At 45.9% G+C, this 26,777-nt stretch carries 31 protein-coding genes and 1 other annotated feature; of the genes, 23 read left to right on the forward strand and 8 right to left on the reverse strand.

From position 1 onward, the window contains the following. Positions 1 to 72 precede the first annotated feature (72 nt). Positions 73 to 750 (forward strand): 4Fe-4S binding protein, encoded by a 678-nt coding sequence (locus tag G5A70_RS12790; RefSeq protein ID WP_173749981.1) that lies wholly within the window; start codon positions 73 to 75, stop codon positions 748 to 750. Positions 751 to 798: 48 nt separating this feature from the next. On the opposite strand, the gene G5A70_RS12795 is transcribed toward G5A70_RS12790, so the two are convergent. After that, positions 799 to 1,608: an ABC transporter permease gene (locus tag G5A70_RS12795; RefSeq protein ID WP_330489597.1), complete on the reverse strand. Its 810-nt coding sequence runs from the start codon at positions 1,606 to 1,608 to the stop codon at positions 799 to 801. Further along, positions 1,583 to 2,371, reverse strand: coding sequence for an ABC transporter ATP-binding protein (locus G5A70_RS12800; RefSeq protein WP_173749982.1), 789 nt, complete (start codon positions 2,369 to 2,371; stop codon positions 1,583 to 1,585). Before G5A70_RS12800 ends, G5A70_RS12795 begins: the two co-directional genes overlap by 26 nt. 139 nt (positions 2,372 to 2,510) lie before the next feature. Here G5A70_RS12800 and G5A70_RS12805 point away from each other — a divergent pair, with 139 nt between their 5' ends. Together G5A70_RS12805 and G5A70_RS12810 are read left to right on the forward strand one after the other, a co-directional pair. Beyond that, positions 2,511 to 3,509 (forward strand): 2-hydroxyacid dehydrogenase, encoded by a 999-nt coding sequence (locus G5A70_RS12805; protein ID WP_173749983.1) that lies wholly within the window; start codon positions 2,511 to 2,513, stop codon positions 3,507 to 3,509. 192 nt (positions 3,510 to 3,701) lie between these two features. After that, on the forward strand, positions 3,702 to 4,130 hold the full coding sequence (locus G5A70_RS12810; protein WP_173749984.1) for a flavodoxin: 429 nt from the start codon (positions 3,702 to 3,704) through the stop codon (positions 4,128 to 4,130). A gap of 14 nt (positions 4,131 to 4,144) precedes the next feature. On the opposite strand, the gene G5A70_RS12815 is transcribed toward G5A70_RS12810, so the two are convergent. The 3 genes from G5A70_RS12815 to G5A70_RS12825 form a co-directional block, all read right to left on the reverse strand. Continuing rightward, positions 4,145 to 6,055: a PfkB family carbohydrate kinase gene (locus G5A70_RS12815; protein ID WP_173749985.1), complete on the reverse strand. Its 1,911-nt coding sequence runs from the start codon at positions 6,053 to 6,055 to the stop codon at positions 4,145 to 4,147. A gap of 103 nt (positions 6,056 to 6,158) precedes the next feature. Then, positions 6,159 to 6,938: a carboxymuconolactone decarboxylase family protein gene (locus tag G5A70_RS12820; protein ID WP_334297957.1), complete on the reverse strand. Its 780-nt coding sequence runs from the start codon at positions 6,936 to 6,938 to the stop codon at positions 6,159 to 6,161. 29 nt (positions 6,939 to 6,967) lie between these two features. Continuing rightward, positions 6,968 to 7,510 (reverse strand): flavodoxin family protein, encoded by a 543-nt coding sequence (locus G5A70_RS12825; RefSeq protein WP_173749987.1) that lies wholly within the window; start codon positions 7,508 to 7,510, stop codon positions 6,968 to 6,970. Between the two features lie 129 nt (positions 7,511 to 7,639). Here G5A70_RS12825 and G5A70_RS12830 point away from each other — a divergent pair, with 129 nt between their 5' ends. From G5A70_RS12830 to G5A70_RS12855, 6 genes are all read left to right on the forward strand, one after another. Next, complete coding sequence (locus tag G5A70_RS12830; protein WP_173749988.1) at positions 7,640 to 8,020, forward strand: hypothetical protein; 381 nt, start codon at positions 7,640 to 7,642, stop codon at positions 8,018 to 8,020. A 238-nt stretch (positions 8,021 to 8,258) separates the two neighbouring features. Next, positions 8,259 to 9,443 (forward strand): MFS transporter, encoded by a 1,185-nt coding sequence (locus G5A70_RS12835; RefSeq protein ID WP_173749989.1) that lies wholly within the window; start codon positions 8,259 to 8,261, stop codon positions 9,441 to 9,443. A 3-nt stretch (positions 9,444 to 9,446) separates the two neighbouring features. Continuing rightward, on the forward strand, positions 9,447 to 9,869 hold the full coding sequence (locus G5A70_RS12840) for an NUDIX hydrolase (RefSeq protein ID WP_173749990.1): 423 nt from the start codon (positions 9,447 to 9,449) through the stop codon (positions 9,867 to 9,869). Beyond that, positions 9,856 to 10,623: a GNAT family N-acetyltransferase gene (locus tag G5A70_RS12845; protein WP_173749991.1), complete on the forward strand. Its 768-nt coding sequence runs from the start codon at positions 9,856 to 9,858 to the stop codon at positions 10,621 to 10,623. Before G5A70_RS12840 ends, G5A70_RS12845 begins: the two co-directional genes overlap by 14 nt. A gap of 14 nt (positions 10,624 to 10,637) precedes the next feature. Further along, entirely contained in the window at positions 10,638 to 11,291 is a 654-nt protein-coding gene (locus G5A70_RS12850) for a lysoplasmalogenase family protein (protein WP_173749992.1), read from the forward strand. 40 nt (positions 11,292 to 11,331) lie between these two features. Further along, a complete protein-coding gene (locus tag G5A70_RS12855) occupies positions 11,332 to 11,805 on the forward strand; it encodes a methylated-DNA--[protein]-cysteine S-methyltransferase (RefSeq protein ID WP_173749993.1) in 474 nt (157 codons plus the stop codon). A 129-nt stretch (positions 11,806 to 11,934) separates the two neighbouring features. Here G5A70_RS12855 and G5A70_RS12860 read toward each other — a convergent pair whose 3' ends face one another. Further along, a complete protein-coding gene (locus G5A70_RS12860; protein ID WP_173749994.1) occupies positions 11,935 to 13,683 on the reverse strand; it encodes an Rqc2 family fibronectin-binding protein in 1,749 nt (582 codons plus the stop codon). A 171-nt stretch (positions 13,684 to 13,854) separates the two neighbouring features. On the opposite strand from G5A70_RS12860, the gene G5A70_RS12865 reads away from it, so the two are divergent. The 7 genes from G5A70_RS12865 to G5A70_RS12895 are packed head-to-tail and all read left to right on the forward strand — an operon-like array spanning position 13,855 to position 18,954. Next, a complete protein-coding gene (locus G5A70_RS12865) occupies positions 13,855 to 14,733 on the forward strand; it encodes a YicC/YloC family endoribonuclease (RefSeq protein WP_173749995.1) in 879 nt (292 codons plus the stop codon). Between the two features lie 14 nt (positions 14,734 to 14,747). Continuing rightward, a complete protein-coding gene (locus G5A70_RS12870; RefSeq protein ID WP_173749996.1) occupies positions 14,748 to 15,020 on the forward strand; it encodes a DUF370 domain-containing protein in 273 nt (90 codons plus the stop codon). Continuing rightward, a complete protein-coding gene (gmk, locus tag G5A70_RS12875) occupies positions 15,013 to 15,651 on the forward strand; it encodes a guanylate kinase (protein ID WP_173749997.1) in 639 nt (212 codons plus the stop codon). The genes G5A70_RS12870 and gmk overlap by 8 nt, the downstream gene beginning before the upstream one ends. Then, complete coding sequence (gene rpoZ / locus G5A70_RS12880) at positions 15,648 to 15,932, forward strand: DNA-directed RNA polymerase subunit omega (RefSeq protein ID WP_173749998.1); 285 nt, start codon at positions 15,648 to 15,650, stop codon at positions 15,930 to 15,932. The genes gmk and rpoZ overlap by 4 nt, the downstream gene beginning before the upstream one ends. A gap of 60 nt (positions 15,933 to 15,992) precedes the next feature. Continuing rightward, positions 15,993 to 17,333, forward strand: a complete 1,341-nt coding sequence (gene rimO / locus G5A70_RS12885; RefSeq protein WP_173749999.1) for a 30S ribosomal protein S12 methylthiotransferase RimO — start codon at positions 15,993 to 15,995, stop codon at positions 17,331 to 17,333. After that, a complete protein-coding gene (gene pgsA, locus G5A70_RS12890) occupies positions 17,317 to 17,859 on the forward strand; it encodes a CDP-diacylglycerol--glycerol-3-phosphate 3-phosphatidyltransferase (protein ID WP_173750000.1) in 543 nt (180 codons plus the stop codon). The genes rimO and pgsA overlap by 17 nt, the downstream gene beginning before the upstream one ends. Positions 17,860 to 17,874: 15 nt before the next feature. Continuing rightward, entirely contained in the window at positions 17,875 to 18,954 is a 1,080-nt protein-coding gene (locus G5A70_RS12895) for a nicotinamide-nucleotide amidohydrolase family protein (RefSeq protein ID WP_173750001.1), read from the forward strand. Between the two features lie 4 nt (positions 18,955 to 18,958). Here G5A70_RS12895 and G5A70_RS12900 read toward each other — a convergent pair whose 3' ends face one another. Further along, positions 18,959 to 19,240 (reverse strand): hypothetical protein, encoded by a 282-nt coding sequence (locus G5A70_RS12900; RefSeq protein WP_173750002.1) that lies wholly within the window; start codon positions 19,238 to 19,240, stop codon positions 18,959 to 18,961. Continuing rightward, a complete protein-coding gene (locus G5A70_RS12905; protein ID WP_173750003.1) occupies positions 19,233 to 19,610 on the reverse strand; it encodes a hypothetical protein in 378 nt (125 codons plus the stop codon). Before G5A70_RS12905 ends, G5A70_RS12900 begins: the two co-directional genes overlap by 8 nt. 112 nt (positions 19,611 to 19,722) lie before the next feature. Between G5A70_RS12905 and G5A70_RS12910 the strand changes: the two genes are divergently transcribed. From G5A70_RS12910 to trpA, 7 genes are all read left to right on the forward strand, one after another. After that, positions 19,723 to 19,896, forward strand: coding sequence for a hypothetical protein (locus G5A70_RS12910; RefSeq protein ID WP_173749962.1), 174 nt, complete (start codon positions 19,723 to 19,725; stop codon positions 19,894 to 19,896). Between the two features lie 11 nt (positions 19,897 to 19,907). After that, positions 19,908 to 20,196 (forward strand) — a binding site (T-box leader). Positions 20,197 to 20,276: 80 nt separating this feature from the next. Continuing rightward, complete coding sequence (gene trpE / locus G5A70_RS12915) at positions 20,277 to 21,740, forward strand: anthranilate synthase component I (protein ID WP_173750004.1); 1,464 nt, start codon at positions 20,277 to 20,279, stop codon at positions 21,738 to 21,740. Further along, a complete protein-coding gene (locus tag G5A70_RS12920) occupies positions 21,737 to 23,344 on the forward strand; it encodes a bifunctional anthranilate synthase component II/anthranilate phosphoribosyltransferase (RefSeq protein ID WP_173750005.1) in 1,608 nt (535 codons plus the stop codon). Before trpE ends, G5A70_RS12920 begins: the two co-directional genes overlap by 4 nt. Before the next feature lie 3 nt (positions 23,345 to 23,347). After that, entirely contained in the window at positions 23,348 to 24,133 is a 786-nt protein-coding gene (gene trpC, locus G5A70_RS12925) for an indole-3-glycerol phosphate synthase TrpC (RefSeq protein ID WP_173750006.1), read from the forward strand. Further along, positions 24,130 to 24,753, forward strand: coding sequence for a phosphoribosylanthranilate isomerase (locus G5A70_RS12930; protein WP_173750007.1), 624 nt, complete (start codon positions 24,130 to 24,132; stop codon positions 24,751 to 24,753). The genes trpC and G5A70_RS12930 overlap by 4 nt, the downstream gene beginning before the upstream one ends. After that, on the forward strand, positions 24,746 to 25,930 hold the full coding sequence (gene trpB / locus G5A70_RS12935) for a tryptophan synthase subunit beta (protein WP_173750008.1): 1,185 nt from the start codon (positions 24,746 to 24,748) through the stop codon (positions 25,928 to 25,930). The genes G5A70_RS12930 and trpB overlap by 8 nt, the downstream gene beginning before the upstream one ends. Then, positions 25,923 to 26,744, forward strand: a complete 822-nt coding sequence (gene trpA, locus G5A70_RS12940) for a tryptophan synthase subunit alpha (RefSeq protein WP_173750009.1) — start codon at positions 25,923 to 25,925, stop codon at positions 26,742 to 26,744. The genes trpB and trpA overlap by 8 nt, the downstream gene beginning before the upstream one ends. Positions 26,745 to 26,777 lie beyond the last annotated feature (33 nt).

Consider the following 26,777-nt stretch of genomic DNA (forward strand, 5'->3'; position numbering starts at 1 on the left):
TATAATGTTCCTTACGCAGAAAAATGCAGAAGAGAACTCTATATCTATACAGAAGGAAGAGAGGATACGCAAATGAGTGTATATGCCATTTATTTCAGCCCAACCAGGGGGACAGAGAAAATCGTCAAGATACTGACAGAAACCTTTGGCGCATATAAGGAAATAGACTTGTGCAAGCCGAAAGCGGAAAAAAATATTGCGGCTTTTAAGGCGCAGGATATTTGTTTCTTTGGTGTGCCTTCCTATGGAAACCGGGCCTATGAAGACACCCTTCTGGAGCTGCAGGAAGAAGTGGAAAAACAGGGATTTGTGTGTGCTGCTGCTGTGGCAGCTATTGCAGAACATTCCATTATGCACCAGTTTGCCACAAGAAGACCGGATCGGAAGGATAAGAGCGAACTGAAAGCCTTTGGAGAGAAAATCCGGCAGAAACTCCATACTGCAGAGACTTATGAAAAGCTGGCTCTGCCGGGCAGCAAGCCTTACAGAACGTATCAAGGTGTGCCGTTAAAGCCAAAGGCAGATAAACACTGTACAGCCTGCGGCCTGTGCGCCAGAGTCTGTCCGGCTGGTGCAATTCCCGGTGACAATCCAAAGAAGACGGATAAATCCAAATGTATTTCCTGTATGCGCTGCGTCCAGGTCTGCCCTCAGAAGGCAAGAAATATAAGTAAATTAAAAGTGAAACTTGCTTCTGCGAAGATGAAAAAGACTTGTACAGAGCGCAAGGCAAATGAATTGTTTTTATGATAAAAAGAGGCTGCGGGGTGCAGCCTCTTTTTCAAGCATGAGCAGCATCTATTTATGGCTTTTCAGATAACGTTTTTCCAAAAAAGAAATCATTCCATATAAAAAAATGGCAATGATACATAAAATTACAATGGACATAAGCATAGTGGTCAGTTGGAAGACCTGGCTGGAATAGATTATCAGGTAACCAAGTCCGCTTTTGCTTCCAATCATTTCTCCAATGACAATTCCAATCAAAGACAGTCCGATATTTACCTTCATAACGCTTAAAATCAGAGGGACAGACCCCGGAAGAATCACTTTCAAGAGCGCATCTTTTTTTGTGCCACCCAGCGTTTTTATAAGTTTTAATTTATCCGGATCTGTTTCGCAGAAGCCGGTATACAGATTCATGATGGCGCCGAAGACGGCGACGGAAATTCCGGCAAGAATGATGGTTTTCATATTGCTGCCTAGCCACACAATGAGAAGCGGAGCCAAAGCGGATTTCGGCAGACTGTTTAAAACCACAAGATACGGTTCCAGTACGGCAGACAGTCTGGGAAAGGCCCACAAAAGAACCGCGCACACAATACCCAGCAGTGTGACCAGAAGAAAACTGATGAGCGTTTCTGTGAGCGTGACAGAAATATGCCGAAGGAGCGTGCCGTTGTGAAAAAGTTCCGCCATTTTCTCAGCTATCTGGGAGGGGCTGGAGAAAATAAAAGAGTCTATCGTGCCTGTTCGGGCACAGATTTCCCATAAAAAGAGAAAAGCAAAGAAAAGAAAAAATCGGAAAAACTGTATGAGCATGGCATTTTGTTTCAGCTTTTTCAGATATTTTTTCTGCTCCTCAGAGGGATTGAGAGGATACATCATGATGATTCAGCTCCTTCCATATTTCATTAAAATAAGTTTTAAATTCAGGGGCATTGCGGGAAGCCATAGGGGTACGCACAGGCATGGAAAAAGTAATGGGAATGATTTTTTGTATGTGCGCAGGTCTCTGGCTGAATACAATCACCCGGTCTGCCATACTGACGGCTTCAGAAATATCATGTGTGACTAAAATAGCGGTTTTTCCTTCCCGGCGGATAATGGTTCCGATGTCATCACTTACGGATAAACGGGTCTGATAATCCAGAGCAGAAAAGGGTTCGTCCAGAAGCAGCAGTTCCGGTTCTAAAGCCAGAGTGCGGATGAGTGCCGCCCTTTGCCGCATACCTCCGGAAAGCTGGGAGGGTCTTGCGGTTTTGAATTTGTCCAGTCCATAGTCTGCCAGAAGCTGCTCGGCGCGTGCTTTGGTATCCGGGGAAAGTCTTTTTTGAATTTCCAGCCCCAGCAGGATGTTGCTGTAAATGGTCCGCCATTCAAAAAGATGGTCTTTTTGCAGCATGTATCCAATGCTGGCAGTTTTTTCCTGTAAAGGTTTTCCGGCTAAAAGAATTTCGCCTTTTTCCGGATGTAAGAGGCCGCAAAGCATATCCAGAAACGTAGATTTACCGCACCCGGAGGGACCTACGATGGCAGTAAATTCTCCTCTGGATACGGAAAAAGATATATGAGAAAGGGCAGGTGTTTCCCCGGATTTTGTGTGGTAGGCATAACTGATGTCATTTACATTTAAAAGAGGTTCGCCCATAAAATCAATCCTCCTGGTGGTATATATCATTATGATATGAAGAAAAACAGGTACTTGACAAATATAGTAGATATTATTACTATGATAAAGAAGCATAGTGATTAAAATCCTGAGAAGTACAGAACAGGAGGAATGCAGAATGAGGATTTTATTTTTTGACACAAAAACTTATGATAAGGAATCGTTTGAAAAACAGACAGGAAATTATCCTGGTATAGAAATTGATTATTTAAAAACGGATTTGGCACCCAAGACAGCGCCGTTGGCCAAAGGATATGACGCAGTCTGCGCTTTTGTAAGCTCTGATGTGGGAAGCGAAACCATGGATGCGCTTCACGAAGCGGGAGTTCGTCTGGTCTTAATGCGCTGCGCAGGATTTAACAATGTGGATTTAGAAAAAGCAGCAGAATACGATATTGAGGTTATGCGTGTGCCGGGATATTCTCCCGAAGCCGTAGCGGAGCATGCAATGGCTCTGGCCCTTGCAGCAAACCGCCGTATTCACAAAGCGTATGTAAAAGTGAGGGAAAATGATTTCAGCCTTGGCGGACTGATGGGGATGAATTTTTACCAGAAGACGGCCGGAATCGTGGGTACAGGAAAAATCGGTGCAGCTATGGCGAAAATCTGTCGTGGCTTTGGCATGAAGGTCATTGCCTATGATGTATATCAGAACCCGGAACTGGCTGATTTTGTAACCTATGTAACCTTAGATGAATTGCTGGCTTCCAGTGACTTGATTTCCCTGCACTGCCCGCTGATGGACAATACCTATCATCTGATTAATAAAGACACCATTGCGAAAATGAAGGATGGGGTAATTCTGGTAAATACCTCCAGAGGCGGTCTGGTAAAAACCAATGACCTGATTGACGGTATCCGTGCCAGAAAGTTCTTCGGTGTAGGACTGGATGTTTATGAGGAAGAGACAAAGAACGTATTTGAAGACCGTTCAGATGAAATCCTGGAACACTCCACAACAGCCAGACTTTTGTCTTTCCCCAATGTTATGATTACGTCTCACCAGGGATTTTTTACAGAGGAAGCCCTGGCGGCCATTTCTCAGACCACGCTGGACAATGCCGTGGCTTTTGAAAAAGGAGAAATCACCGGAAATGAGGTCACAGAAAGACAGTAAACCTGAAAAGGAAAAGACTGCAGCGAAAAATGCAGTCCCTGTTAGGAGAATATGCTCTTGACAGGGGCTGTTTTTTTATGATTTCAGGGTTGACAAAATTCTGGAAAAGTGTTACTTTAAAACAAGGTTAGGAAAGACTAACTAAAATTGCTGTAAGCAAAATATCCTAAAGGAAAGAAAGGTGTAAAAGTAATGAGTAAAATCGCAGTTGTATATTGGAGTGGAACCGGAAATACAGAAGAGATGGCGAATGCCGTTGCAGATGGGGCAAAGGCGGCAGGAGCAGAAGCCGTTTTGCTGACCAGTGGAGCGTTTGACGCTTCTATGACAGAGAATTATGATGCGATAGCTTTTGGCTGCCCGTCTATGGGAGCCGAAGAGTTGGAAGAAGAGGAATTTGCGCCTATGTTTGAAGCGTGTGAGAGAAGACTGGAAGGAAAGAAAATTGCTCTGTTTGGCTCCTATGGCTGGGGAGACGGCGAATGGATGAGAAACTGGGAGGATACCTGCCGCTCAGATGGAGCCGTGCTTGTCTGCGACAGTGTCATCTGCAACGACGCACCGGATGAAGAGGCCGTGGCTGCCTGCAAAGCACTTGGAGCAGCGCTTGCAGCAGCGTAAAAGGGCCAATTCTTTTATACTCGAAAGTTTAATAGTTCCGGTTCTGCAATGCGGATATGGTTTTCCAGAGACGCTTTGTCTACAAGGGCAGGAACAACCCCGGTTCTGGAAACGCAGAATCCAGCGGCATAAGTGGCAATGGGAATTGCTTTTTCCAGAGGACAGCCTTCTGTCAGATAAGAAGCCAGGGCTGCGATGAAGGCGTCGGCACCGCCGGTAGAATCCACAGAGGGAAAAGCGGCGGCCGGAAAGGCACATGCCATATCTTTCGTTCTTAAATAAGAGCCCCGATGGCCAAGGGTAATAATGACTACCGGACAGCCCAGGGAAAAGAAAAACGCAGCTTGCTTATCCACTTCCGTTTCCTGAGGGCACAAAAGAGCAGCTTCCTTCCGGTTTGGAACAAAGATGTCCGTGTTCTTCAAAAGTTTATCCGGAAGAGTCTTTAATGCTGCAGGCTTCACAATGGTCTGTGCCCCATATTTCCGGGCCGTTTCGGCAGCACAGATACAGGTTTCCACAGGAATTTCTGTAGAAATCAGGCAGTAACCGCAGCCCTCAAACAAATGCTCCCGGGAGGAAATATCTTCCGGGAAAAGATTTTGGTTGGCTCCCGGAAGAATGGTAATGCTGCTTTCTGCGTCTTTCTGCACATGGATATAAGCCTTTCCGGTAATGGAAGCGGAATCTCTCCGAAGCCCCAGGGTCAGAACCTGTTCTTTCTTTAAAGAGTCGTAAATCATGGTGGAATCGTAGTCATTTCCAATCTTTCCGATAATGGTCACTTCCCTTCCCAGGCGGGCGCTTGCAATGGCCTGGTTAGCTCCTTTGCCGCCCAGTGCCATACAGGAAGACGTGGTGATAATCGTGCTGCCGGAACTGGGAGGTTCTTCTACATTTAAAGTAATATCCATATTAATACTGCCTACAGATACCAGTTTTTTGTAGCGGCAGGAAGGCGGTTCGCTGATACTTTCTTCATGGTCAAAGAGCAAATCTCCGAATTCAAAAAGGGCAAACTCCGGTTCGGACTGTTCTTCGCAGCGGGCAATCAAAGACTCACATGCCTTTTCTCCGAAACGCTCATAAGGAATACGGATAGAGGAGATTCGGGGAAAACAAATGGCTTCCCTGCCGTCTTCCCGCAGGCTGACCAAAGATAAGTCAGAAGGAATGTGATAGTGAAAGCTGTCCACTTTTTCATAAAGAGAAAGGGCTGACTCGAAATGTGTGCTGACCACTCCTGTAAAGCCCTGCCGGGATATTTGGGTATAGAAATCCGGGTCAAAAACAGAAATTTTTCTGTCTTCGGTATAGGGGATTTCATGGTCAAACAGACATTTTTTAAAGCCTTCAAACACCATATCTGAGCGCAGGCTGCCGGGCTTTGTAAGACAGCAGATATGGGTATGACGGTAATCCAAAAGCTTTTTGGCAGCGGCATATCCCATTTGGGAGAAATCAAGGCAGCAGGCTTCCTGAGGAAAAGAGCTGTTGATGTAGGAAATGGGAATGTTCTGCTCTTTGAAATGTCGTGCCTGGGAAAGGCTTTCTTCGCAGACAGGTTCCCAGAGAACTCCGTCAATCTTGTGTCTGCACAGTGCTGTGATGTGTTTTAATTCCTGCTTGGGATTATCTGCACTGTCACAGATTAAAACGTTATAGCCGTGTTTCTGGGCTGTCTGCAGGATACCGTTCAGCATCAGATGCATCTGGGAAGTTCGTTTCAGAAGAACACCGATGAGGAAGGTTCTGGCGGAAGAAATGCTCTTGGCTGCCCCGTAAGGGGTATAGTTGTATTCCTTTACGATTTTCAGAACCCGGTTTTTGGTCTCAATATTTATATTTTCGGCTTTGTTATTCACAATTTTGGAAACTGTGGATATGGAAACACCGGCCAAATTTGCAATATCTTTTATGGTCATAAAGAAAATACCTCACTTTCGTTGATAGATTTATTATTGACTATCTGAAAAAGTTTGTCAATAATAAGGATTTGCTTAAGTGAGGTATCTTTTTTTGGGGCTTCTATTCTATTGGATATTCCTTATGGTGTTCGTCCGTGAGTTTTTCATAGACTTCATCGCTTACTGCTTCCAGCCACTGATTGGAAGTGTTTTCTCCGGGGCATTCCATAGCCAGATGACTGAACCAGCTGTGAGCTTTGGCGCCGTGCCAGTGCTTTACATTAGCCGGAATCGTAATGACATCGCCGGGTTTTAAAGACTGCGCCTCTTTGCCTTCTTCCTGATACCAGCCTTCGCCGTCTACACACAGAAGAATTTGTCCGCCGCCTTTGTCAGCGCGGTGAATGTGCCAGTTATTGCGGCAGCCCGGCTCAAAAGTGACGTTGGCAATGAAGACAGGGCAGTTCTGGGGATTCGTAAGAGGCTTTAAGTAGCTGTTTCCTGTGAAATATTGGGCAAATGCCGTATTTGGCTCGCCCTGACCGAAAAAGCCGCCGTGAGCTTCTGTTGGGACATCTTCTGCATAGACTTCTTTTGCCATACGAAAGGCTGCCCATGCATTGGACCAGCCGGCATAAAAAGCCAGATGTGTGAGAAGTTCTGCCATTTCTGTGTGGGTAACACCGTTTTTACGGGCAGAAGCAAGATGGTGCTGCAAAGAACTGTCCACAATCCCTTTGCTGACTAAAGCGGTAACCGTAATCATGGAGCGCAGTTTGGGGGCAAGCTGGTCTTCTCTGGACCAGACTTCTCCAAAGAGTACATCATCATTTAAACGTGCAAATTCCGGTGCGAAATCGTTTAGGGCATCTCTGCCTGCTGTTTGTTTTATCATAGAAATTCCTTCTTTCTTTTAAAATATGGTTGTTCTTATCTGATAGAAGCGCCCATGGAGTAAGCTTTTTCCAAAGCGGTATGCCCCTGCATCTGATTGGGGTCATCCACACCGCCTGCAAAGACAACGCCGGCCAGCCGCGCTTTTTCGTAGCAGTCAATCCAGCCCTCCAGGCTGCTGATGGCTCTTTTATCAGTGCCTTCTTCTTCCTCTGCGGCAGTGGAAAGCAGATAAATATCGCGGAACGCATAATCAGAGGAATAAAGTGCATTGGCCCGGTCAATCAGGGTTTTCATCTGACCGCTGATATCATAGTAATAGATAGGGGTTGCCCATACGATTACATCTGCCTGCTGCATTTTCTCTGTAATGGGGGCAGCGTCGTCAGAAATGACACACTTATGCAGTTTCTGACAGGCCAGACAGCCTTTACAGAATGCAATCTGCTTATCCCTTAAAGTGATTTGTTCCACTACATTTCCTGCAGCTTCGGCCCCTTCGGCAAAGGCATGAGCCAGAGTTTCCGAATTGCTCTGATTTCTCAGGCTGGTACTGATAATAAGAACTTTCTTAGACATACAAAAACCTCCTGTTTTTTTATTGACATTGCTGTCTATCTGTGTTATTTCTTTTGCTATATAGAATAATCCTTGAAGTAAACTCTAAGTCAAGAACTTTTTTCAGATTTTAATCGGAGGAGGCGCAATATGTTTGGATTTGGAAGGAAAAAACCGAAAACCTTATGGATTTCCATGCAGGACATTTTGAAGATTATGCGGGAGGATTATGAGAAAGAGAGTACCTTTGAACTCATAGATTTTTGTTACAAGGGTACCGTACACCGTATGGGCTCCTGTACCATTCCTCTGGACGAGGAACCGCGGAAAGAAGACATTCGTTTTGTGTTTGATGAGGATGTCTATGGGACACTGGAAGAGTTTCTGCAGTATGTCCGGCTGGAAGGTATGACACTTGTGGAAATGGAGGAGGACGTGGAGGTTTTGCAGGCCGGAATTGTAGGCGGAGAGACACTGCTGAGTTCTCCGTGGGGAGAGAACAGGCTTAGTGCGCATGCAAAAAACAAGTAAAAGCAGATTTACTTTTTAAGAAATTTATGGTATATTGTAAGCAGTTTTGAAAAAAGGAGGCGCACAAATGGGCTGGAAAACACCTTATTTGATGATTCAAAAAGGAAACTTTTTTGGTGTTCAGGCTATAAGTGCGCCCATTTTTAGGAATATTTGTCTGAAAACTCGTTGAGTTTTGTCGTTTTCAACTCTAAAAGTGGGCATCATTCTACAAAATATAAGAAAAGAGTGGTGCAATATGAATATCAAAAAACAACTTCAGAATTTATATCTTTATGAAATTATCAGCGGACTTCAAATTGTAGATGCAGTATGGGTTTTACTCCTTTTGAGCCGGGGCTTTTCTCTGGCCCAGACAGGGATTGCAGAAGGATTCTTTCATGTGGTCAGTATGTGCTGTGAAATCCCAAGTGGTATGCTTTCGGATATGATAGGGCGGAAAAAGACACTGATTCTGGCAGGTCTTGTATCGGCTGCAGGTTCCTTGTGCATGATTGCCACAGACTGGTTTGGCGTGATTTTAGTTGCCATGGGTCTGAATGCGTTCAGCTATAATCTGGTATCCGGTACAAGGGAAGCGTTGACTTATGACAGTCTTTTGGAAAGCGGACAGGAAGAACGGTATTTGAAGGTGTCGTGCATACAGGAAAACATTTATCTTGGAGTTTTCGCGCTGACGAATCTGCTCACGGTAGTCACGGTGACGCTGGGGTATCGAAAAGCCTATCTTATTTCTGTGGTACAGGGACTTCTGTGTTCTGCTGTAGCCTGGCGGCTTTCAGAAACAAAAATCGGAAGAGAAAAAAAGAAAGAAAAGCTGACACTGGCTGATATGGGAAGGGAACTTAAAAATTATTCTGTGGAGAGTATAAGATTTTTAGTTGAAAATTCTCTGGTTTGCAGGCGTATGCTGGTTTGCGGTGCTGTTTCTGCCGGATGCTATATTGTCTATATGATGATGCAGGAGCATTTGGTAGAGTGCGGATTAAGCGCTAAATGGGTTGGAATTCCGCTGCTGGTTCTTTCGCTTTTCAGTATGGCAGGGGCAACTCTGGGAGAAAAAATGGGAAGGGTAAATTTGAGAAAACTGCTGTTTTTTGGCGGTTTGCTGACCTGTCTTTTTATCTCTGCAAGCGGCAGTTCTGTATTGATAGTTTCTGTTCTGGCAGCAGGACTTGCTCATGGGCTTGAGGAAATGTTGATGCTGCGTATAGAAAATGAAAATCAGAAGATGTTTTCCAGCGAAATACGTGCTACAATGGTATCAGTAAGCAGTATGCTGTACAGTGTGTTTATGGTTGTATTAAGTCCGGTGGCCGGATGGATAGCCAAAGAATATTCCATTGCAGCAGCTTTTACAGGACTTGGTATATTTGCGGCAGGTATGGTGTGCGTATTTGTTTTATGGGAGAGAAAGGAGTAATGTATGATACAGGTGAATTTTTCCCAGGTTGTAAATAAGGCAGAAAAGGAGAAGTGCAAATTTGCAGTCATTGTTTCCAGATATAACGGACAATGGGTGTTTTGCAGGCATAAAGACAGAACAACCTATGAATGCCCAGGTGGACACCGGGAAGTACAGGAAGATATTTTAGATACTGCAAGAAGAGAATTGTATGAGGAAACGGGGGCGGTAGAATATGAACTTTCCGTTGTGGGGATTTATTCTGTAAAGCAGGAAGAAAGGGAAGATTTCGGCCTGTTATGTAGATGTGAAATTCTGGAGTTTGAAGAAATTCCGGAAGAATCAGAGATAAAAGAAATTCGGCTTTTTAAAGATTTGCCGACGGGCTGGACGTATCCGGAAATACAGCCGGTATTATTGGAGAAAGCTTATGGTCTCCGTTAAGTATAAAGATATTTCTGGCTTTTTCAAAGATACGCAGGAATCCTTTCTTTGGTCTTGTAAGCAGGGGATTATGGGGAATTTTTATGCCAGAGAGAGAAACTTTAAATCTCTTATGGCTGTGTTGGGAGACTTCACATTTTTCGACGGAGAACCGGACAGGGCGTTGGTGGAATATCTGCCAAAGGAGAGCAAACCAGAGTTTCGAATTCTGGTTCCACCGGATGAAGCGTGGGGGAGGCTCATTGAGGACTGTTACCGGGGGCGAAGCCGGAAAATTATGCGTTACCGCATGAAAAAGGAGCCGAATACTTTTGATACAGACAGCCTGAAACGAGTGGCCCGGCTTCCAAAAGGGTATACTTTTAAGTGGATAGAGGAAGAATTTTACAATCGGTGCAGAGAAGAAGAATGGAGCCGGGATTTTACGGCTCAGTTTGCTGATTATGAGAGTTTTTGTACCTTTGGAATGGGGGTGTTGGCTCTAAAAGGGGAAGAGCTTGTTTCCGGGGCGTCTTCGTATTCAGCCTGGAAGGGCGGCATTGAAATAGAAGTGGATACCAAAGAGGAATATCGAAGGCAAGGGCTGGCCTCTGCCTGCTGTGCCCGACTGATATTGGCTTGTCTGGAAACAGGGCGATATCCCTCTTGGGACGCCCACACCGAAAATTCTCTGGCACTTTCAGAAAAGCTGGGGTATCATTTGGACTGTCCTTATACAGCGTATGAAATATATGGGGAAGGAAGTAAAATCTAGGGAGAAGGTGGCGTATGCTTGTTCTATGGACGTTGTTTGCAGTACCTGTTATAGGAACAGGGATTCTTTTACATCGGAAATTGCAGGATTGGGAAAAGAAAGATTGGAATATTTTGCCGAAATGTTTGTCTACCTGGATGGTCGTATTTACCGGAGTATGGGGACTCTGCCAGACAGAAGATATGCATACAATGGGAAAGCAGTGGATTTTGTCTGCACTGCTGTTGTTTCTTCTGGCAGACGCCTTGCTGAAAGTGAAATTTTTCTGGGGAATGGGCGCCTTTGCAGCAGGACATATATTTTTGATAGGCTGGATTTTGTCCAAAAGCAGATTCTATCTGGCGGAAATTATTCTTTGGCTGATACTTATGGGGATTTGCCTGTTTCTTTTCCGGGAAGAAGTAAAAGGTGCGAGGGAAAATCCAAAACAGTATGCCATGTTGTTGTATCCTGCTGTTTTGATGGGAATGACAGTGCTGGCTCTTTCTCTGCCTTTCCGTTTGGGAAAGGAGTACGGGTGGATAGCTTTGGGGGCAGGCTTGTTTGCAGTTTCCGATATGATGGTGGGAAAAAGTTTTTTCCACGAGCAGACAAAAGGGATTCACTATCTGGCGCTTGGGCTGTATTATAGCGGAATTTACTGCTTTGCGCTTATGATGTGGATGTGATTTCGTTTTTACGTTTAAGGGATAGGGAAAGGAGTATGCAATGACAAAAGAAAAGTTAAGTCGGGCTGTATATAAAAGCCCGGTAGGAGAATTGCTTATTGTATGTACAGAAACAGCATTGCTGTCTTTGGGGGTTCGGAAAGAGCAGGAATCTGCAGAGGATAAAGAAAATAACCCTGTTGTCCAACAGACCATCAAAGAGTTGGAGGAATATTTTGCCGGAAACCGGAAGGTATTTACTGTGCCTTTAGATTTGCGGGGAACAGAATTCCAGAAAAAAGTCTGGGAAGCTTTGAGAGAAATTCCTTATGGGGAGACCCGTTCCTACAAAGAGATAGCAGAAAAAATTGGAAATCCCAAAGCCAGCAGAGCTGTAGGCATGGCGAATCATCGGAATCCCATTGGGATTGTGGTTCCCTGTCATCGTGTGGTTGGCGCAAATGGAAAACTAACCGGTTATGCAGGCGGTATTCCCATGAAACAGGCCCTTTTGGAGTTGGAAAAACCAATGTAAAGGCAGGTGGGATTATACCCAGGGAATTAAAATTCCATGGACACTATAAAGTTTTCAAGAATAAGAAAAGGCCCTATGACGAAGCTGCCGGAAAAAGCAGCGGCGTCACAGGGTCTTTATTTGGTGAAATCAGTCGTTTTTTGCCAGTTGGATACCGGAAATGTCGGGCTCTATCATCAGGGAATAGTTGGTATAATACACCACGAATCCGGGTTTTGAGCTGTTTGGCTTTTTCACATGTTTCTTCTGAATATAGTCGATTTCCACTTTGGGAGCTGTGCGTCCGCTGGAGTAGTAGGCAGCCAGTCGTCCTGCTTCTTCAAACGTTCTGTCCGGCAGTTCTTCGTTGTTGCTTTTGACAATAACATGGGAGCCCGCCATTTTCTTTGCGTGGAACCACCAGTCATTGCCGGTGGCAAACTTAAAGGTCAGCTCTTCGTTCTGGTAGTTATTTTTTCCTACATAAATATGATAGCCGTCACTGGAAATATAGTGAAGAGGCTTGGATTTTTCCAGGGCTTTTTTCTTTTTGGTGTAATGCTTTTTAATATAACCGCACTCGGTCAGTTCTTCTTTAATCTGGGACAGGTCGCTTTCTGTCAGTGCAATATCCAGAGCCGTGCTGACAGACTCCAAATGCAGGATTTCTTCATGGGTTTCTTTTAACTGTTCTTCCAAAGCCTGGGCAGTTCGTTTCAGTTTGTTATAACGGTCAAAATATTTCTTGGCATTTTCCTGGGGTGTCAGAGTATTGTCCAGCGGAATGGTAATCTCTTCGTTGGTGTAGTAATTCAAAGCCTGGAAGGATTTGCAGCCGCTTTCCAGATTGTAGCCGTAGGTATTAATCAGCTCCCCATAGACTTTGTACTTATCCATTTTCTCTGTATCTTTCATCTGCTTTGTCTGCAAATCGTATTTTTTGCGGTTGCGTTCCAAAGCGGTCTGGACAATTCGGCGCAGGTCGGCGGATTTCTGGCGGATTCGGGTAATCTGGTCTTTTTGTGCGTAGTATTGTTCCAACACAGTGGATATGGAAGGAAAGTCTCTTTTTTCCGCTGTGGTGTACTTAGTCAGAGGAATAGCTGCATATTCCAGAGGTTCCCCTTTTTCATTGTATACAATATTAGGTTGAAAATCGCCGTTTTTTATATCCTCCATGACACGGGTGAAGGTGTGAAACAGGTGTTCCCGTGCAGTTTCGCTGAGGGCCTGGGGAGAGAGACTTCCGTCCACAGAAGCGCGAAAACAGATTTCCTCAGCAATACAGGGGCTGATACCTGTCAGGGAGGTATAAATTCCTTTGGCTATGGCCGTAGGTTTGGTATATACCATGCTGTAAAAGGTTTCCTGGGTCATGGTCAGTGGATTTGCTTTCTCCTGAGTTTTTGGAAGAAAATAGTCTCTTCCGGGCAGAACTTCCCGGACAGAACTGACATTACAGGACACATGCTTGATACTGTCCAGAATCATGCGATTTTCATTCAGGAAAATAATATTGCTGTGTTTGCCCATGATTTCTACAACCAGAGTTTTAAAACACAAATCCCCCAGTTCGTTTAAATGTTCGATGCGAAATTCAATGGCACGCTCCATGTCCGGTTGGGTTACTGCCGTGATTTTTCCGTTTCCCACATGCTTTCTCAAAAGCATACAGAAATTGGGCGCCGTTAAGGGACTGGTTTTGTTCCTATCTGTAAAATAGATAAGCGGAAGAGAAGCACTGGCAGAAATCAGAAGCCGGTACTGGGTTTTATTGTTCTTTATGGTAATCAGCAGCTCGTCAGGTTCGGGCTGGGCAATTTTGTTGATTTTTCCGCCAACAATGGTTTCATTAAATTCTTTCACCATGCCGGCAATGGTAATTCCGTCAAAAGCCATAATGAGTCTCCTTTCTTTTGAATATGCAAAAGGCATATGAATTAAAGTTCATTCTATCATAAATTTCCACCATAAGCAAAAAAATATTTGACGGCTCTTGGGGATTGGCTTATAATAACCATGTATGTTTATGCCTTACGGTAAATCAAAGACATAAGAAAGAGTTCAGAGATGATAAAGAGCATGACCGGCTTTGGCAGAGCCGAATTGTTAGACGAAGAAAAGAAAATTACAGTGGAAATGAAGTCTGTTAATCACCGCTATCTGGACGTAAATATGAGAATGCCCAAGAAATTCAGCATTTTTGAGGCTTCTATCCGTTCTCTTTTAAAGGAGTACATTCAGAGGGGAAAGGTGGACTTATTCATTACCTGTGAAGACTATACCCAGGGCAGAATGGCTGTGAAATACAACCGGGATATTGCGGCACAGTACATGGAATGTCTGCGGCAGATAGGCGAGGACTTTGAGTTGGACGAAGAAGTGGACGCTGCTGCGCTTTCCAGATATCCGGAAGTTCTGACCATGGAAGAACATGAAAGCGACGAAAAGGAACTCTGGAGTTCGTTGGAAAATACCATTCGCAGGGCAGCAGAGCAGTTTGTGGAGACCAGAAGCCAGGAAGGTGCCCATTTGAGACGGGATATTCTGGAAAAACTGGCGGACATGGACGAAAAGGTTGCCGGGGTGGAGAAAAGATACCCGGATATTATTAAAGAATACAGAGAAAAACTGGAGACAAAGGTCAGAGAACTGCTGGCGGATACGCATATCGAAGAGAGCCGCATTGCCGCAGAGGTGGTACTTTTTGCAGATAAAATCTGTACGGATGAGGAAACGGTACGCCTGAAAAGCCACATTGCACATATGGGGCAGGTGCTTTCAGAAGATGACGGCATTGGCAGAAAGCTGGATTTTATTGCCCAGGAAATGAACCGGGAAGCAAACACAATTCTGTCTAAGGCGAATGACTTGGAAACCTCCAATTTGGCCATTGATTTGAAGACGGAAATCGAAAAAATCCGGGAACAGATTCAAAATATTGAATAAAGGCAGGAAAAGCAATGGCAAAGCTTTTAAATATCGGATTCGGAAATGTTGTGAATATGGATAAGATAGTAGCTGTGGTAAGCCCGGACGCGGCCCCCATTAAGAGACTGGTGCAGGCGGCTAAAGAGTCGGGGCGGTCTGTAGACGCGACCCAGGGCCGAAAGACCAAGGCCGTGCTGATTACAGACGGAGATATGCTGGTGCTGTCTGCCCTGCAGCCGGAAACCATAGCAAAGCGTTTTGGTACATTTTCAGAAAATGAAGCAAAAGGGGAATATGATGGCTGATAAAGGAATTTTAGTAGTGGTATCCGGATTTTCCGGTGCCGGAAAAGGAACACTGATGAAACGTCTGCTGGAAAAGTATGACAATTATGCGTTGTCTGTGTCTGCGACCACCAGAGCGCCAAGACCGGGAGAAGAACACGGCAGGGAATATTTTTTCCATACAAAGCAGGAATTTGAAGAATTGATTCTGCAGGACGCTCTGATAGAGTATGCCCAGTATGTGGACAATTATTACGGAACGCCTAAGGCTTACGTGGAGAAGCAGTTAAATGCGGGAAAAGATGTGATTCTGGAAATTGAAATCCAGGGTGCGTTAAAGGTGAAGGAAAAAATGCCGGAAACCCTTCTGCTTTTTGTAACTCCGCCAAGTGCCCAGGAATTGAAACGCCGTCTGATTAACCGAGGCACAGAGAGTCTGGAAGTCATTGAGTCCAGGCTGGCCAGAGCAGCAGAAGAGGCAGAGGGAATGCCGAAATATGACTATATTTTGATTAACGATGAGATTGAAGAGTGCGTAGATACCATGCACAGCATTATTCAGAGCCAGCATGACACGGTCAAAAACCGTGAGTCTTTTATAGAGAAAATGACAGAGGAAGTTGCTGTATTTAAGAAAGGAGAAGAAGTATGATACACCCATCTTACACAGAATTAATGGAAGCTATCAATGAAGGTGCAGAAATGGAGGACGAACCGTTAGTAACCAGCCGTTACTCCGTAGTGCTTGCTACCAGCAAAAGAGCAAGACAGCTTATTGCGGGAAAAGATGCCATGGTGCCAAGCTATGGGAAAAAGCCGCTTTCCACTGCTGTAGAAGAAATTTATAAGGGCAAGGTTCATATTCTGCCGGAAGACGCAGAATTGGAGGAAGAGCCTGCAACAGAAGAAGACACAACAGAAACAATGGAATAAGAAATAGAAAGGACTGCTGACCGGCTTTGGCGGCAGTCCTTTGTGCAATAAGGAGGATGCATGAGGAAAGTATTGTTTATTTCCCTGGGCTGCGACAAGAATCTGGCGGATTCGGAAGAAATGCTGGGAATACTGGTGGAAAATGGTTATGAAATTACCAATGACGAGACAGAGGCAGAGGTGATTGTAGTGAATACCTGTGCCTTTATTCATGATGCCAAGGAAGAAAGTGTCAACAGTATTCTGGAAATGGCGAAATATAAGGAAGAAGGGGTTTTAAAAGCCCTTTTGGTTACGGGATGTCTGGCTCAGCGGTACAAAGACGAAATTATGAAGGAAATCCCGGAGGTAGACGCAGTGCTGGGAACCACCAGCTATGACGGAATCATTACAGCTTTGGACAAGGTGTTTGAGGGAGAGCGGTATGAAGAGTTTAAGGATATCAATGTGCTTCCGGCAAACAGCAAGAAGAGAATGATTACCACCGGCGGATATTTTGAATATCTGAAAATCGCCGAAGGATGTGACAAGCGGTGTACTTACTGTATTATTCCAAAACTCCGGGGGAATTACAGAAGCGTGCCAATGGAGCAGCTGCTGTCCCAGGCTGCCTATCTGGCAGAGCAGGGTGTGAAAGAGCTGATTTTAGTGGCACAGGAAACAACGGTTTACGGAAAAGACCTTTACGGGGAGAAATCTCTGCACAAGCTGTTAAAAGAACTGTGCAAAATACCGGGGATTCAGTGGATTCGGATTCTTTACTGTTATCCGGAGGAAATTTATCCGGAACTCATACAGACTATGAAGGAAGAAACGAAAATCTGTCATTACCTGGATTTGCCCATTCAGCACTGCAGTGACCGGATTCTGAAAAGAATGGGAAGGAGAACCACCAAGCAGGAGCTCATAGACATTGTACAGACTCTGAGAAAAGAGATTCCTGACATCATTCTTAGAACCACACTGATTACCGGATTTCCGGGAGAGACGCAGGAAGACCACGAGGAACTGCTGGATTTCATTGACAAACTGGAATTTGACCGTCTGGGTGTTTTCACTTATTCTGCAGAAGAGGATACCCCTGCAGCCCTGATGCCGGACCAGATTGACGAGGAAGTGAAGCTGGACAGACAGGCGGAACTGATGGAACTGCAGCAGGAGATTTCCATGGATAAGGGAAATGATAAAATCGGCGCTGTGGTAGAAGTGATGATTGAAGGAAAGGTCGCAGATGAAAATGCCTATGTGGGACGTACTTACGGGGATGCGCCCAAGGTAGACGGCTATATTTTCGTGAACACAGATACGGAACTGATGTCAGGCGATTTTGCGCGCGTGCATGTCACAGGTGCGTTGGAGTATGATTTGATAGGAGAGTTGGAAGATGAATACACCGAATAAATTAACCATTGCGAGAGTCATTATGATTCCCTTTTTCGTAGCTTTTTTAATGTATGATATTACAGGAAGTGCAGACAAATGGATTGCCCTGGCTATTTTTGTCATTGCCAGCCTTACGGATACTCTGGACGGTTATCTGGCCAGAAAACACAATCTGGTAACAAATTTCGGCAAGTTTATGGACCCTCTGGCGGATAAGCTGCTGGTATGTTCTGCCCTGATTTGCTTTACCTCCACAGGACAGTTGGCAGCCTGGATTACCATTGTCATTATTGCAAGAGAATTTATCATCAGTGGTTTCCGTCTCATTGCGGCAGATAATGGCATTGTCATTGCGGCAAGCTACTGGGGCAAGTTTAAGACGGTTTCCCAGATGATTATGATTATTCTGATGATTATGGATATCCAGAATACGGTTTTCCAGGGGATTCTTACACTGTTTGTAGTCATTGCAGTGGCTCTGACGATTATTTCTCTGGTTGACTATATTGCAAAAAACAAAAGTGTACTGAGCATGCAGGATTAAAAGGGAGTGGAGAGCATGACTGCGGAACTGATTTTTATAGGAATGGATTTGCTGGAACAGGAAGCGGCCAAGGACGGCAGCCGGTATCTGGCTGAAAAGTGTAAACGATTTGGATTTTCTTTCAATGGGATAAGCCTTGTAAGAGAAGATAAAAAGCAGGTGACAGAGACTGTAAAGGCGGGGCTGAAACGTTCGGATTTGGTTTTTGTGTGTACGAAGACCGGGGAACTTTTGGAAGGTCTGCCAAAGACTCTGACACAGGAAAAGGGGCTGATTCTTCTTCCGCAGGAAGAGGAGAAAATGGCTGTAGTATTGGAAGAGAGGCTTGCCTGCTGTCTGGAAGAAAAACAGGCAGGGGCAGTCTGCTGTGACACTGTGAAGCTTTGTGGTCTGGAAGAAAAGGAAATTCGGGAAAAAATCAGAGACCTGCAGGAAGAAAAGCAAAATCCCGTGCTGCAAGTCTTTTCCTATCCGGGGGAGGTGCATATTTGTGCAGCGGCATACGGGGAAACCAAAAAGGCAGCTAAAAACCTTTTAAAACCGGTTATCCGGGAACTGAAGGTTCGTTTTGGAGCTGATATCTATACCACAGAGGAAAATAAAAATCTGGAAACCGCAGTGGTGGAGCTTCTGAAGAAGCAGGATTTGACGCTGACCACGGTAGAATCCTGTACAGGAGGCGCACTTGCCGCCAGAATTATCAATGTGCCGGGGGCTTCGGATGTGCTGAAACAGGGCTTTGTGACCTATTCCAATAAAGCGAAAAGAAAAGCGGTCAAGGTAAAGAAGCACACGCTGAAAAAGTACGGCGCTGTCAGTGAGCCCTGTGCCAGAGAAATGGCAAAGGGCGGCGCCTTTGCGTCTGGTGCAGATACGGCACTGTCGGTTACCGGATTTGCAGGTCCGGAGGGCGGTACAAAAGAATTTCCGGTAGGAACCGTGTTTATTGGCTGCACCGTGAAAGACCAGACAAGAGTAAAGGAATGCCATTTTACAGGAAACCGAAGCAGCGTAAGAGAACAGGCAGTCACCCAGGCTCTGGTGCTGCTCCGGGAGTGTATTCTGAAAAATTTTGAACAGAAAAGCGGAAAATAGTGGTTCAGCGCATCATTTTTATCAGTTGAAGCATACGGTCCATGCGCTGGATTTCTTCCTGGGATTTTCCGGCTTTTAGGACCTGAATGATAGTTTCCATTTCCTGAGAAGAAAACTGCAGGTTGCTTTCTTTGTTTCGGGAAGCGGCGGACATGAGAAAGGGCAGAAGCTCCTGTGGGCTTTTGCCCTTTCCCTGTTCTGCCAGTTGTCCCAGCATAGCCAGTTTGGACATATCCATGCCGGAAAGTTTGGGATTGTTCATCCAGGATTCGTTTTGATTATTCATAGCTATGTTCGCCTCCTTGCGCATACATGCCGTCCGTATGAAATTCCGGGGGCAGGGGTTTCTGGGACAGTTCCAACATCTGCAGCATTAAAAGTGTGTTAATCATATTGTTCAGTTTTTCTTTTGCAGGGCCGTGGCAGGCATTGCTGCAGGCTGTCAGCATTTCTACCGGGTCGCTTTTCTGTCTGGAACAGATTTCCATGTTTCCTTTGGAAGAATGGAAAAAATGTATGGTGTTCTGCAATTCCAGAAACTTGGCAAATACAGATACCACAGACTGCCCCGAAGACGGCAGATAGGGAAGCGCAGCCTTTAAAATCTGTACGGAATCTCCGTTTACCATCTCATCTAACAAATTCTGAGAATCCATATGCAGGCTCCAATTCTTGAGTTTCTATCACTATATGCGAAAAGAGGGTGGGATATGTTTCTGAACACAGAAATTTTTTCTGCATATCCTATTACGAAAGGAGAAATTTCCTATGAATGATGAAAAAACCAGATTGGTGGAGGAAGGCAACACCATTTATGAAATAGATTTGGAATGTATGCAAAGGAAACAGGAGCGGAACCGGAAGTGGGAAAGCAGAAAGAAAAGAATACAGCCGCCGAAAAAAATGCTTGACAAATCCCAAAATCCCCCTTATACTCTGTAACAAATTAAAACTTTAAACCGATGAATAAGAAGAGTAAGCAGAGATATTTGTTTTCAGAGAGCCGCGGATGGTGGGAGCGGGGCAGCAAGAGTTTTTGCTGAATGGACTTGTGAGGGCAGCTTGAAATCTTCAGGGAAGAGAGTAGACGCTGACGGGGAAACCAGCCCGTTATCCGTTGGGAATGTATGTCAGTACATGAAAGAGTGGTTTTGTGTCCGGCAGTTTCCATATGTTTAGGAAAGCGCCGGACACAGGCAATTTGGGTGGTACCGCAGAGGCAAAGAAGCCCCTGTCCCATTTGGAAATGATTCCAGTGGGGCAGGGGCTTTTTTCAATTCGAAATCCACAGGTGCTCTTTCTGAAAAAGGGAGGAAACAAAGATGTTAAAACCAGATTATGAAACCGCAAAAAAGTTTGCAGAGAAGTACTCCGTGCTTCCTCTTTACAGGGAACTGCAGGGAGACAGTACAACGCCTATTGCCATTTTGCGAAAGCTGTCGCAGAAAAAGAAGAGATATTTTCTGCTGGAAAGTGTGGAGGCACAGGAGCGGTGGGGCAGATATTCGTTTCTGGGATGTGACCCTGTCTGCCGGGTCACCTGCAAAAACGGAATTGTGAAGGTGGAAAGCAAAGGTGGGACAAAGACGGAAAGGACGGAAAAACCGCTGCATGTTTTACGGGAGATTTTAAGGGATTACCGTACGCCGGTATTTCCGGAACTGCCGCCTTTTACCGGAGGATTGGTGGGATATTTTGCATACTCTATGATAGGCTATGCAGAACCTGTTTTAAACATAAAAGAGAGTGCATTTGCGGATTTTGATTTGATGTTGTTTGACAAGGTGATGGCTTATGACCACCTGAAACAAAAAATTTTTGTTATTGTAAATGTGAAAACCAGACGGTTGGAGGAAAATTATGAGACAGCCGGGAAACAGATCGAGGAATTGTGCCAGCTGCTGCAGCGGGAGCTGCCGGAAGAAAAGCCGCGAGAGCCGGAAAACATTACTTTTACCTGCAATACAACAGAAGAAGAATATTGCAGGACTGTAGAAAAAACAAAAGCCTATATTCACAGCGGAGATATTTTTCAGGCAGTCATTTCCCGGCAGTTTGAGGGAACCATGAGGCAAAGTCTGTTTCCTGCCTATCGGATTTTGCGAACCACCAACCCTTCTCCCTATATGGTCTATCTGCACACAGAGGAGGAAGAACTGATGAGCACGTCCCCGGAAACCCTGGTGCGGCTGAAAAACGGCAGGCTGGTGACGTTTCCGGTGGCAGGTTCCAGACCCAGAGGGAAAACAACAGAGGAAGACCGGAGAATGGAGAGCGAACTTTTGCAGGATGAAAAGGAACTGGCAGAACACAATATGCTGGTGGATTTGGGCAGGAATGACCTGGGGAAAATCAGCAAATTTGAATCTGTAGAGGTCACAGAATATATGATGGTGCATAAATATTCAAAAATTATGCACATTTGCTCCCAGGTGGAAGGAAATATCCGGGAAGACAGGGATGCTTTTGACGCTATTGAGGCAGTTCTTCCGGCAGGAACCCTTTCCGGAGCGCCTAAAATCCGGGCCTGCCAGATTATTGAAGAACTGGAAAAGACACCCAGGGGCATTTACGGCGGCGCTTTAGGTTATATGGATTTTACCGGGAATATGGACACCTGTATTGCTATCCGCATGGCGGTGAAAAAGGGGGATACGGTTTATGTACAGGCAGGCGGCGGTATTGTGGCAGACAGTGTGCCAAAAAAGGAATATGAGGAATCCGCCAATAAGGCGGCGGCCGTTATGCAGGCAGTGATAAGGGCAGGAAAGGGGTTAGATATATGATTTTATTTATTGATAATTATGACAGTTTTACCTACAATCTGGTGCAGTATCTGGGGAGTCTGCAGCCAAACCTGGAAGTGGTGCGGAACGACAGGATTACCTTAAAGGAAATCGAAGAAAAAAATCCCACCCATATCATTTTGTCACCGGGACCGGGATATCCCAAAGACGCAGGTATCTGTGAAGAGGTTATCCGGCATTTTCAGGGGAAGATTCCCATTCTGGGAATTTGTCTGGGGCATCAGGCCATTTGTGAGGTATACGGCGGAGAGATTGCTCCTGCTTCCCATCTGATGCACGGGAAAACCAGTCAGATTTTTCCAAAGGGTGTAAGTCCTTTGTTTGAAGGAATAGATGGAGCATTTCGGGGAGCCAGATACCATTCGCTGGCGTTAAAGAGAGAAACCTTGCCGGATTGTCTGCGGGTGACGGCTTTGGCGGAGGACGGAGAGGTTATGGCCGTGGAGCACCGGGACTATCCGGTGTACGGACTGCAGTTTCACCCGGAATCCATACTTACGGAGCAGGGAATGAAATTTCTGGAAAACTTTTTAAAAATACAGGGAAGAAAGGAAAGAACGCTCATGATAAAGGAAGCCATTCACACACTGATGGACGGGAAAGATTTGGATTACGGCACCGCAAAGGCGGTTATGGAGGAGATGATGGAAGGCAGAGCCACACAGGCGCAGATGGGAGCTTTTTTGGCGGCGCTGCGGATGCAGGGGGAAAGTATTGACGAGATTACCGCTTTTGCAGAAGTCATGAGAGAAAAAGGCGTGAAAATCCGTCCCCAGAGAGAAGTCATGGACATTGTGGGAACCGGAGGGGACGAGGCGGGTACCTTTAATATTTCCACAACGGCAGCTTTTGTAGTGGCGGCGGGAGGGATTCCGGTGGCAAAGCACGGAAACCGCAGTGTGTCCAGCAAAAGTGGGGCAGCAGATGTACTGGAACATCTGGGGGCCAATGTTTCCCTGGACGCAAAGCAGAATGAAACGGTGCTGAACCAGACGGGGATGTGTTTTCTCTTTGCTCCGGTGTACCATTCTTCTATGAAGTATGCGGCTCCGGTGCGAAAAGAAATGGGAGTACGGACCGTTTTTAACATTCTGGGTCCTCTTTCCAATCCGGCGGCAGCCACCATGCAGCTTCTGGGCGTTTATGACAAAAAGCTGGCAGAGCCTCTTGCCCGGGTGCTGGGGAATCTGGGGGTAACCAGAGGGGTAGCTGTGTGCGGCGCAGACGGTTTGGACGAAATTACTTTGACAGGGGAAACACTGGTGTGCGAAATTCGTTTCGGAGAAATTACCAGCTACACCATTACCCCGGAACAGTTTGGACTGAAGCGGTGTACACTTTCTGAATTAACCGGAGGCAGCCCACAGGAAAACGCCCGGATTACCAGAGACATTCTGGAAGGGAAAGAGCGGGGGCCTAAAAGGGATGTGGTGCTGTTAAACGCAGGTATGAGCCTGTATCTGGGGATTGACGGCATTTCTCTTGAGGAGGGGATTCATATGGCAGGAGAGTTGATTGACAGTAAAAAAGCTCTGGCGAAACTGGAAGAATTTGTGGCGGCGACAGGAAAGTATGAGGAGTAGAAGATGATATTAGACCAGATTGCAAAAGATACCCAAATCCGGGTGGCGAAAAAGAAAGAGGCATGCCCGCTGGAAGAAATCAGAGAAAAGGCCCTGGCTTGTGAAAATACTGGGGAATTTCCATTTGAGAAAGCTCTTGCGGGAAAAGAGATGTCTTTTATCTGCGAGGTGAAGAGGGCTTCTCCTTCCAAAGGGGTGATTGCCCCTGTGTTTCCTTATCTGCAAATTGCAGAGGAGTATGAAAAAGCAGGTGCTTCTGCGATTTCCTGTCTGACGGAGCCAAAATACTTTCTGGGACAGGACCGGTATTTGCGGGAGATTGCTTCTAAGGTGAACATTCCGGTGCTTCGCAAAGATTTTACAGTGGACAGCTATCAGGTATATGAGGCAAAGGTTTTAGGCGCCTCAGCCGTACTGCTTATCTGCAGTCTTTTGGAGGAGGAAACTCTGCGTGCTTATGTGGAACTTGCGCACAGTCTGGGGCTGTCGGCTTTGGTGGAGGCTCATGATGAGGGGGAAATAGAAAAGGCGCTCAGGGCAGGCACCAGGATTTTAGGAGTCAATAACCGGAATTTGAAGGATTTTACGGTAGATGTGGAAAACAGTCTGCGGCTTCGCCAGCAGGTTCCGGAAGACGTAATTTTTGTAGCGGAAAGCGGGATACGCACCGGGGAAGACATAGAAAAGCTGAAAAAAGGAGGGGTACAGGCCGTGTTAATTGGAGAAACTCTGATGAGGAGCAGAAATAAAGGGAAAATGCTCCAGGAACTGAAAGAAGGGAAGCGATGAGCAGGGTGAAAATCTGCGGACTGAAAACCGTGGAGGAGATTCGTATGGTGAATGATCTGCTGCCGGATTATGTGGGTTTTGTGTTTGCAAAGAGCAAAAGGCAGATTTCTTTTTCACAGGCCATTGCCATGAAGCAGAACCTTTCTGCGAAAATCAAAAGCGTGGGTGTGTTTGTCAATGCTCCGAAGGAGGAAGTGCTGCAGGCGGCCAGTCTGGGGATTGTAGATTTGCTTCAGCTTCATGGAGACGAGGATTGGGAATATGTGCAGCAGATAAAGGCGGAGACAGGGCTTCCGGTCATAAAAGCCATAAGAGTTCGAAACCGGGAGGATATTTTAAGAGGAGAGGAACTGCCCTGTGATTATCTCCTGTTGGATACTTACAGGGCAGGGGCATATGGCGGCTGTGGGGAAGTCTTTGACTGGAAGCTGATTCCAATGCTGAAAAAGCCCTTTTTCCTGGCAGGAGGACTGAATGGAGAAAATGTACAAAAGGCAGTTTCACGGTGCTGCCCTTTTGCCGTGGATGTCAGCAGTGCAGTGGAAGAGCAGGGAAGAAAATCAGAGGAAAAGGTACGCAAATTTCTAAAAAAGGTAAGAGAGGTACAGAAATATGAGTAAAGGAAGATATGGGATTTACGGAGGACAGTATATACCGGAGACCTTAATGCAGGCGGTACAGGAGGTGGAAGCGGCCTATGAAAAATACAGCAAAGACGAAGAATTTCAAAGGGAACTGGAGGATTTGCTGAAACATTACGCGGGGAGACCTTCTCTCCTCTACTATGCCGAAAAAATGACAAAAGACCTGGGAGGAGCCAGAATTTACCTGAAAAGGGAGGATTTAAACCATACCGGCTCCCACAAGATTAACAATGTGCTGGGGCAGGTGCTTTTGGCCAAGAAAATGGGAAAAACAAGAGTCATTGCAGAGACCGGGGCGGGACAGCATGGGGTGGCCACCGCTACGGCGGCAGCTCTTATGGGCATGGAATGTGAAATTTTTATGGGAAAAGAGGACACAGACCGTCAGGCTTTAAATGTCTTTCGCATGGAACTTCTGGGGGCAAAGGTACATGCCGTAACCAGCGGAACCCAGACTTTAAAAGATGCGGTAAACGAAACCATGCGGGAGTGGAGCCGCCGCATGGACGATACCCTCTATGTCCTGGGCTCTGTCATGGGGCCGCATCCTTTTCCCATGATTGTCCGTGATTTTCAGAAAATCATAGGAAAAGAAATCAAAGAGCAGCTTATGGAAAAGGAAGGATGTCTTCCCAATGCAGTCATTGCCTGTGTAGGAGGAGGAAGCAATGCCATGGGGGCTTTTTATGAGTTTCTCCCCCATAAAGAGGTGCGGCTTATTGGCTGCGAAGCGGCAGGGCTGGGGGTAGATACGGCCAAACATGCAGCCACCATCAGCCGGGGGACAACCGGGGTTTTCCATGGCATGAAATCCGTTTTCTGTCAGGATGAATATGGACAGATTGCACCGGTGTATTCCATTTCCGCAGGACTGGATTATCCGGGAATCGGACCGGAGCATGCACATCTGGCGGAAACCGGAAGGGCAGAGTACGTGCCGGTTACAGATACAGAGGCAGTAGAGGCCTTTGAATACCTCTCCAGAACGGAAGGTATTATTCCTGCCATAGAAAGCGCGCATGCTGTGGCTTATGCCAGAAAGCTGGCCCCGTCCATGGAGAAAAACCAGATAATCGTAGTAAACATTTCGGGCAGAGGAGATAAGGATGTGGCAGCCATTGCCAGATACAGAGGAGTGGACATTTATGAATAGAATCCAGGAAGCATTTCAGAACAAAAAAGCATTTATTCCGTTTATCACAGGGGGAGACCCCTCTTTGGAAATTACAGAACGTCTGCTTTATGCCATGGAAGAGGCAGGGGCAGATTTGATTGAAATCGGAATTCCCTTTTCCGACCCCACCGCTGAGGGCGTGGTGATACAGAAAGCCAATGAACGTGCGTTAGAGGCAGGCTGTACCACGGATAAACTGTTTGATACCATAAAAAGGGCCAGAAAAAAAGTCCGGGTTCCCATGGTATTTCTCACTTATGTCAATCCCATTTATACTTATGGGAAAGAAAGGTTTATGAAAAGATGTGTAGAGTGCGGCATTGACGGGCTGATTGTGCCGGACATGCCTTTTGAGGAAAAAGGGGAGCTGGCTCCTGTGTGCGCCGATTATGGAGTGGAAATCATTTCTCTGATTGCGCCGACCTCAAAGGAGCGCATACAGAAAATTGCAGAAGGGGCACAGGGGTACATTTACTGTGTTTCCTCTCTTGGTGTTACGGGAGTGAGAAGTGAGATTACCTCGGACATTGCAGGTATGGTGAAACTGGTGCGCCAGGTGACAGATACTCCCTGCGCGGTAGGCTTCGGTATTTCCACACCGCAGCAGGCAAAGGAGATGGCAGGGATAGCAGACGGCGCCATTGTGGGAAGCGCTATTGTGAAAATAATCGAAGAATATGGAAAAGACGCGGTTCTCTCTGTGGCGGAATATGTGCAGAAAATGAAGAGAGCCGTATCCGAAAGAAGTCAGACGGACAGCGTACAGGATTTCTTGAGTTTCCGCAAACTGTAATTCAAAAATGAATATGTCTGCCCAAAGTGCCAA

The sequence above is a fragment of the Blautia hansenii genome, from assembly GCF_013304445.1.
Taxonomy (GTDB): domain Bacteria; phylum Bacillota; class Clostridia; order Lachnospirales; family Lachnospiraceae; genus Blautia.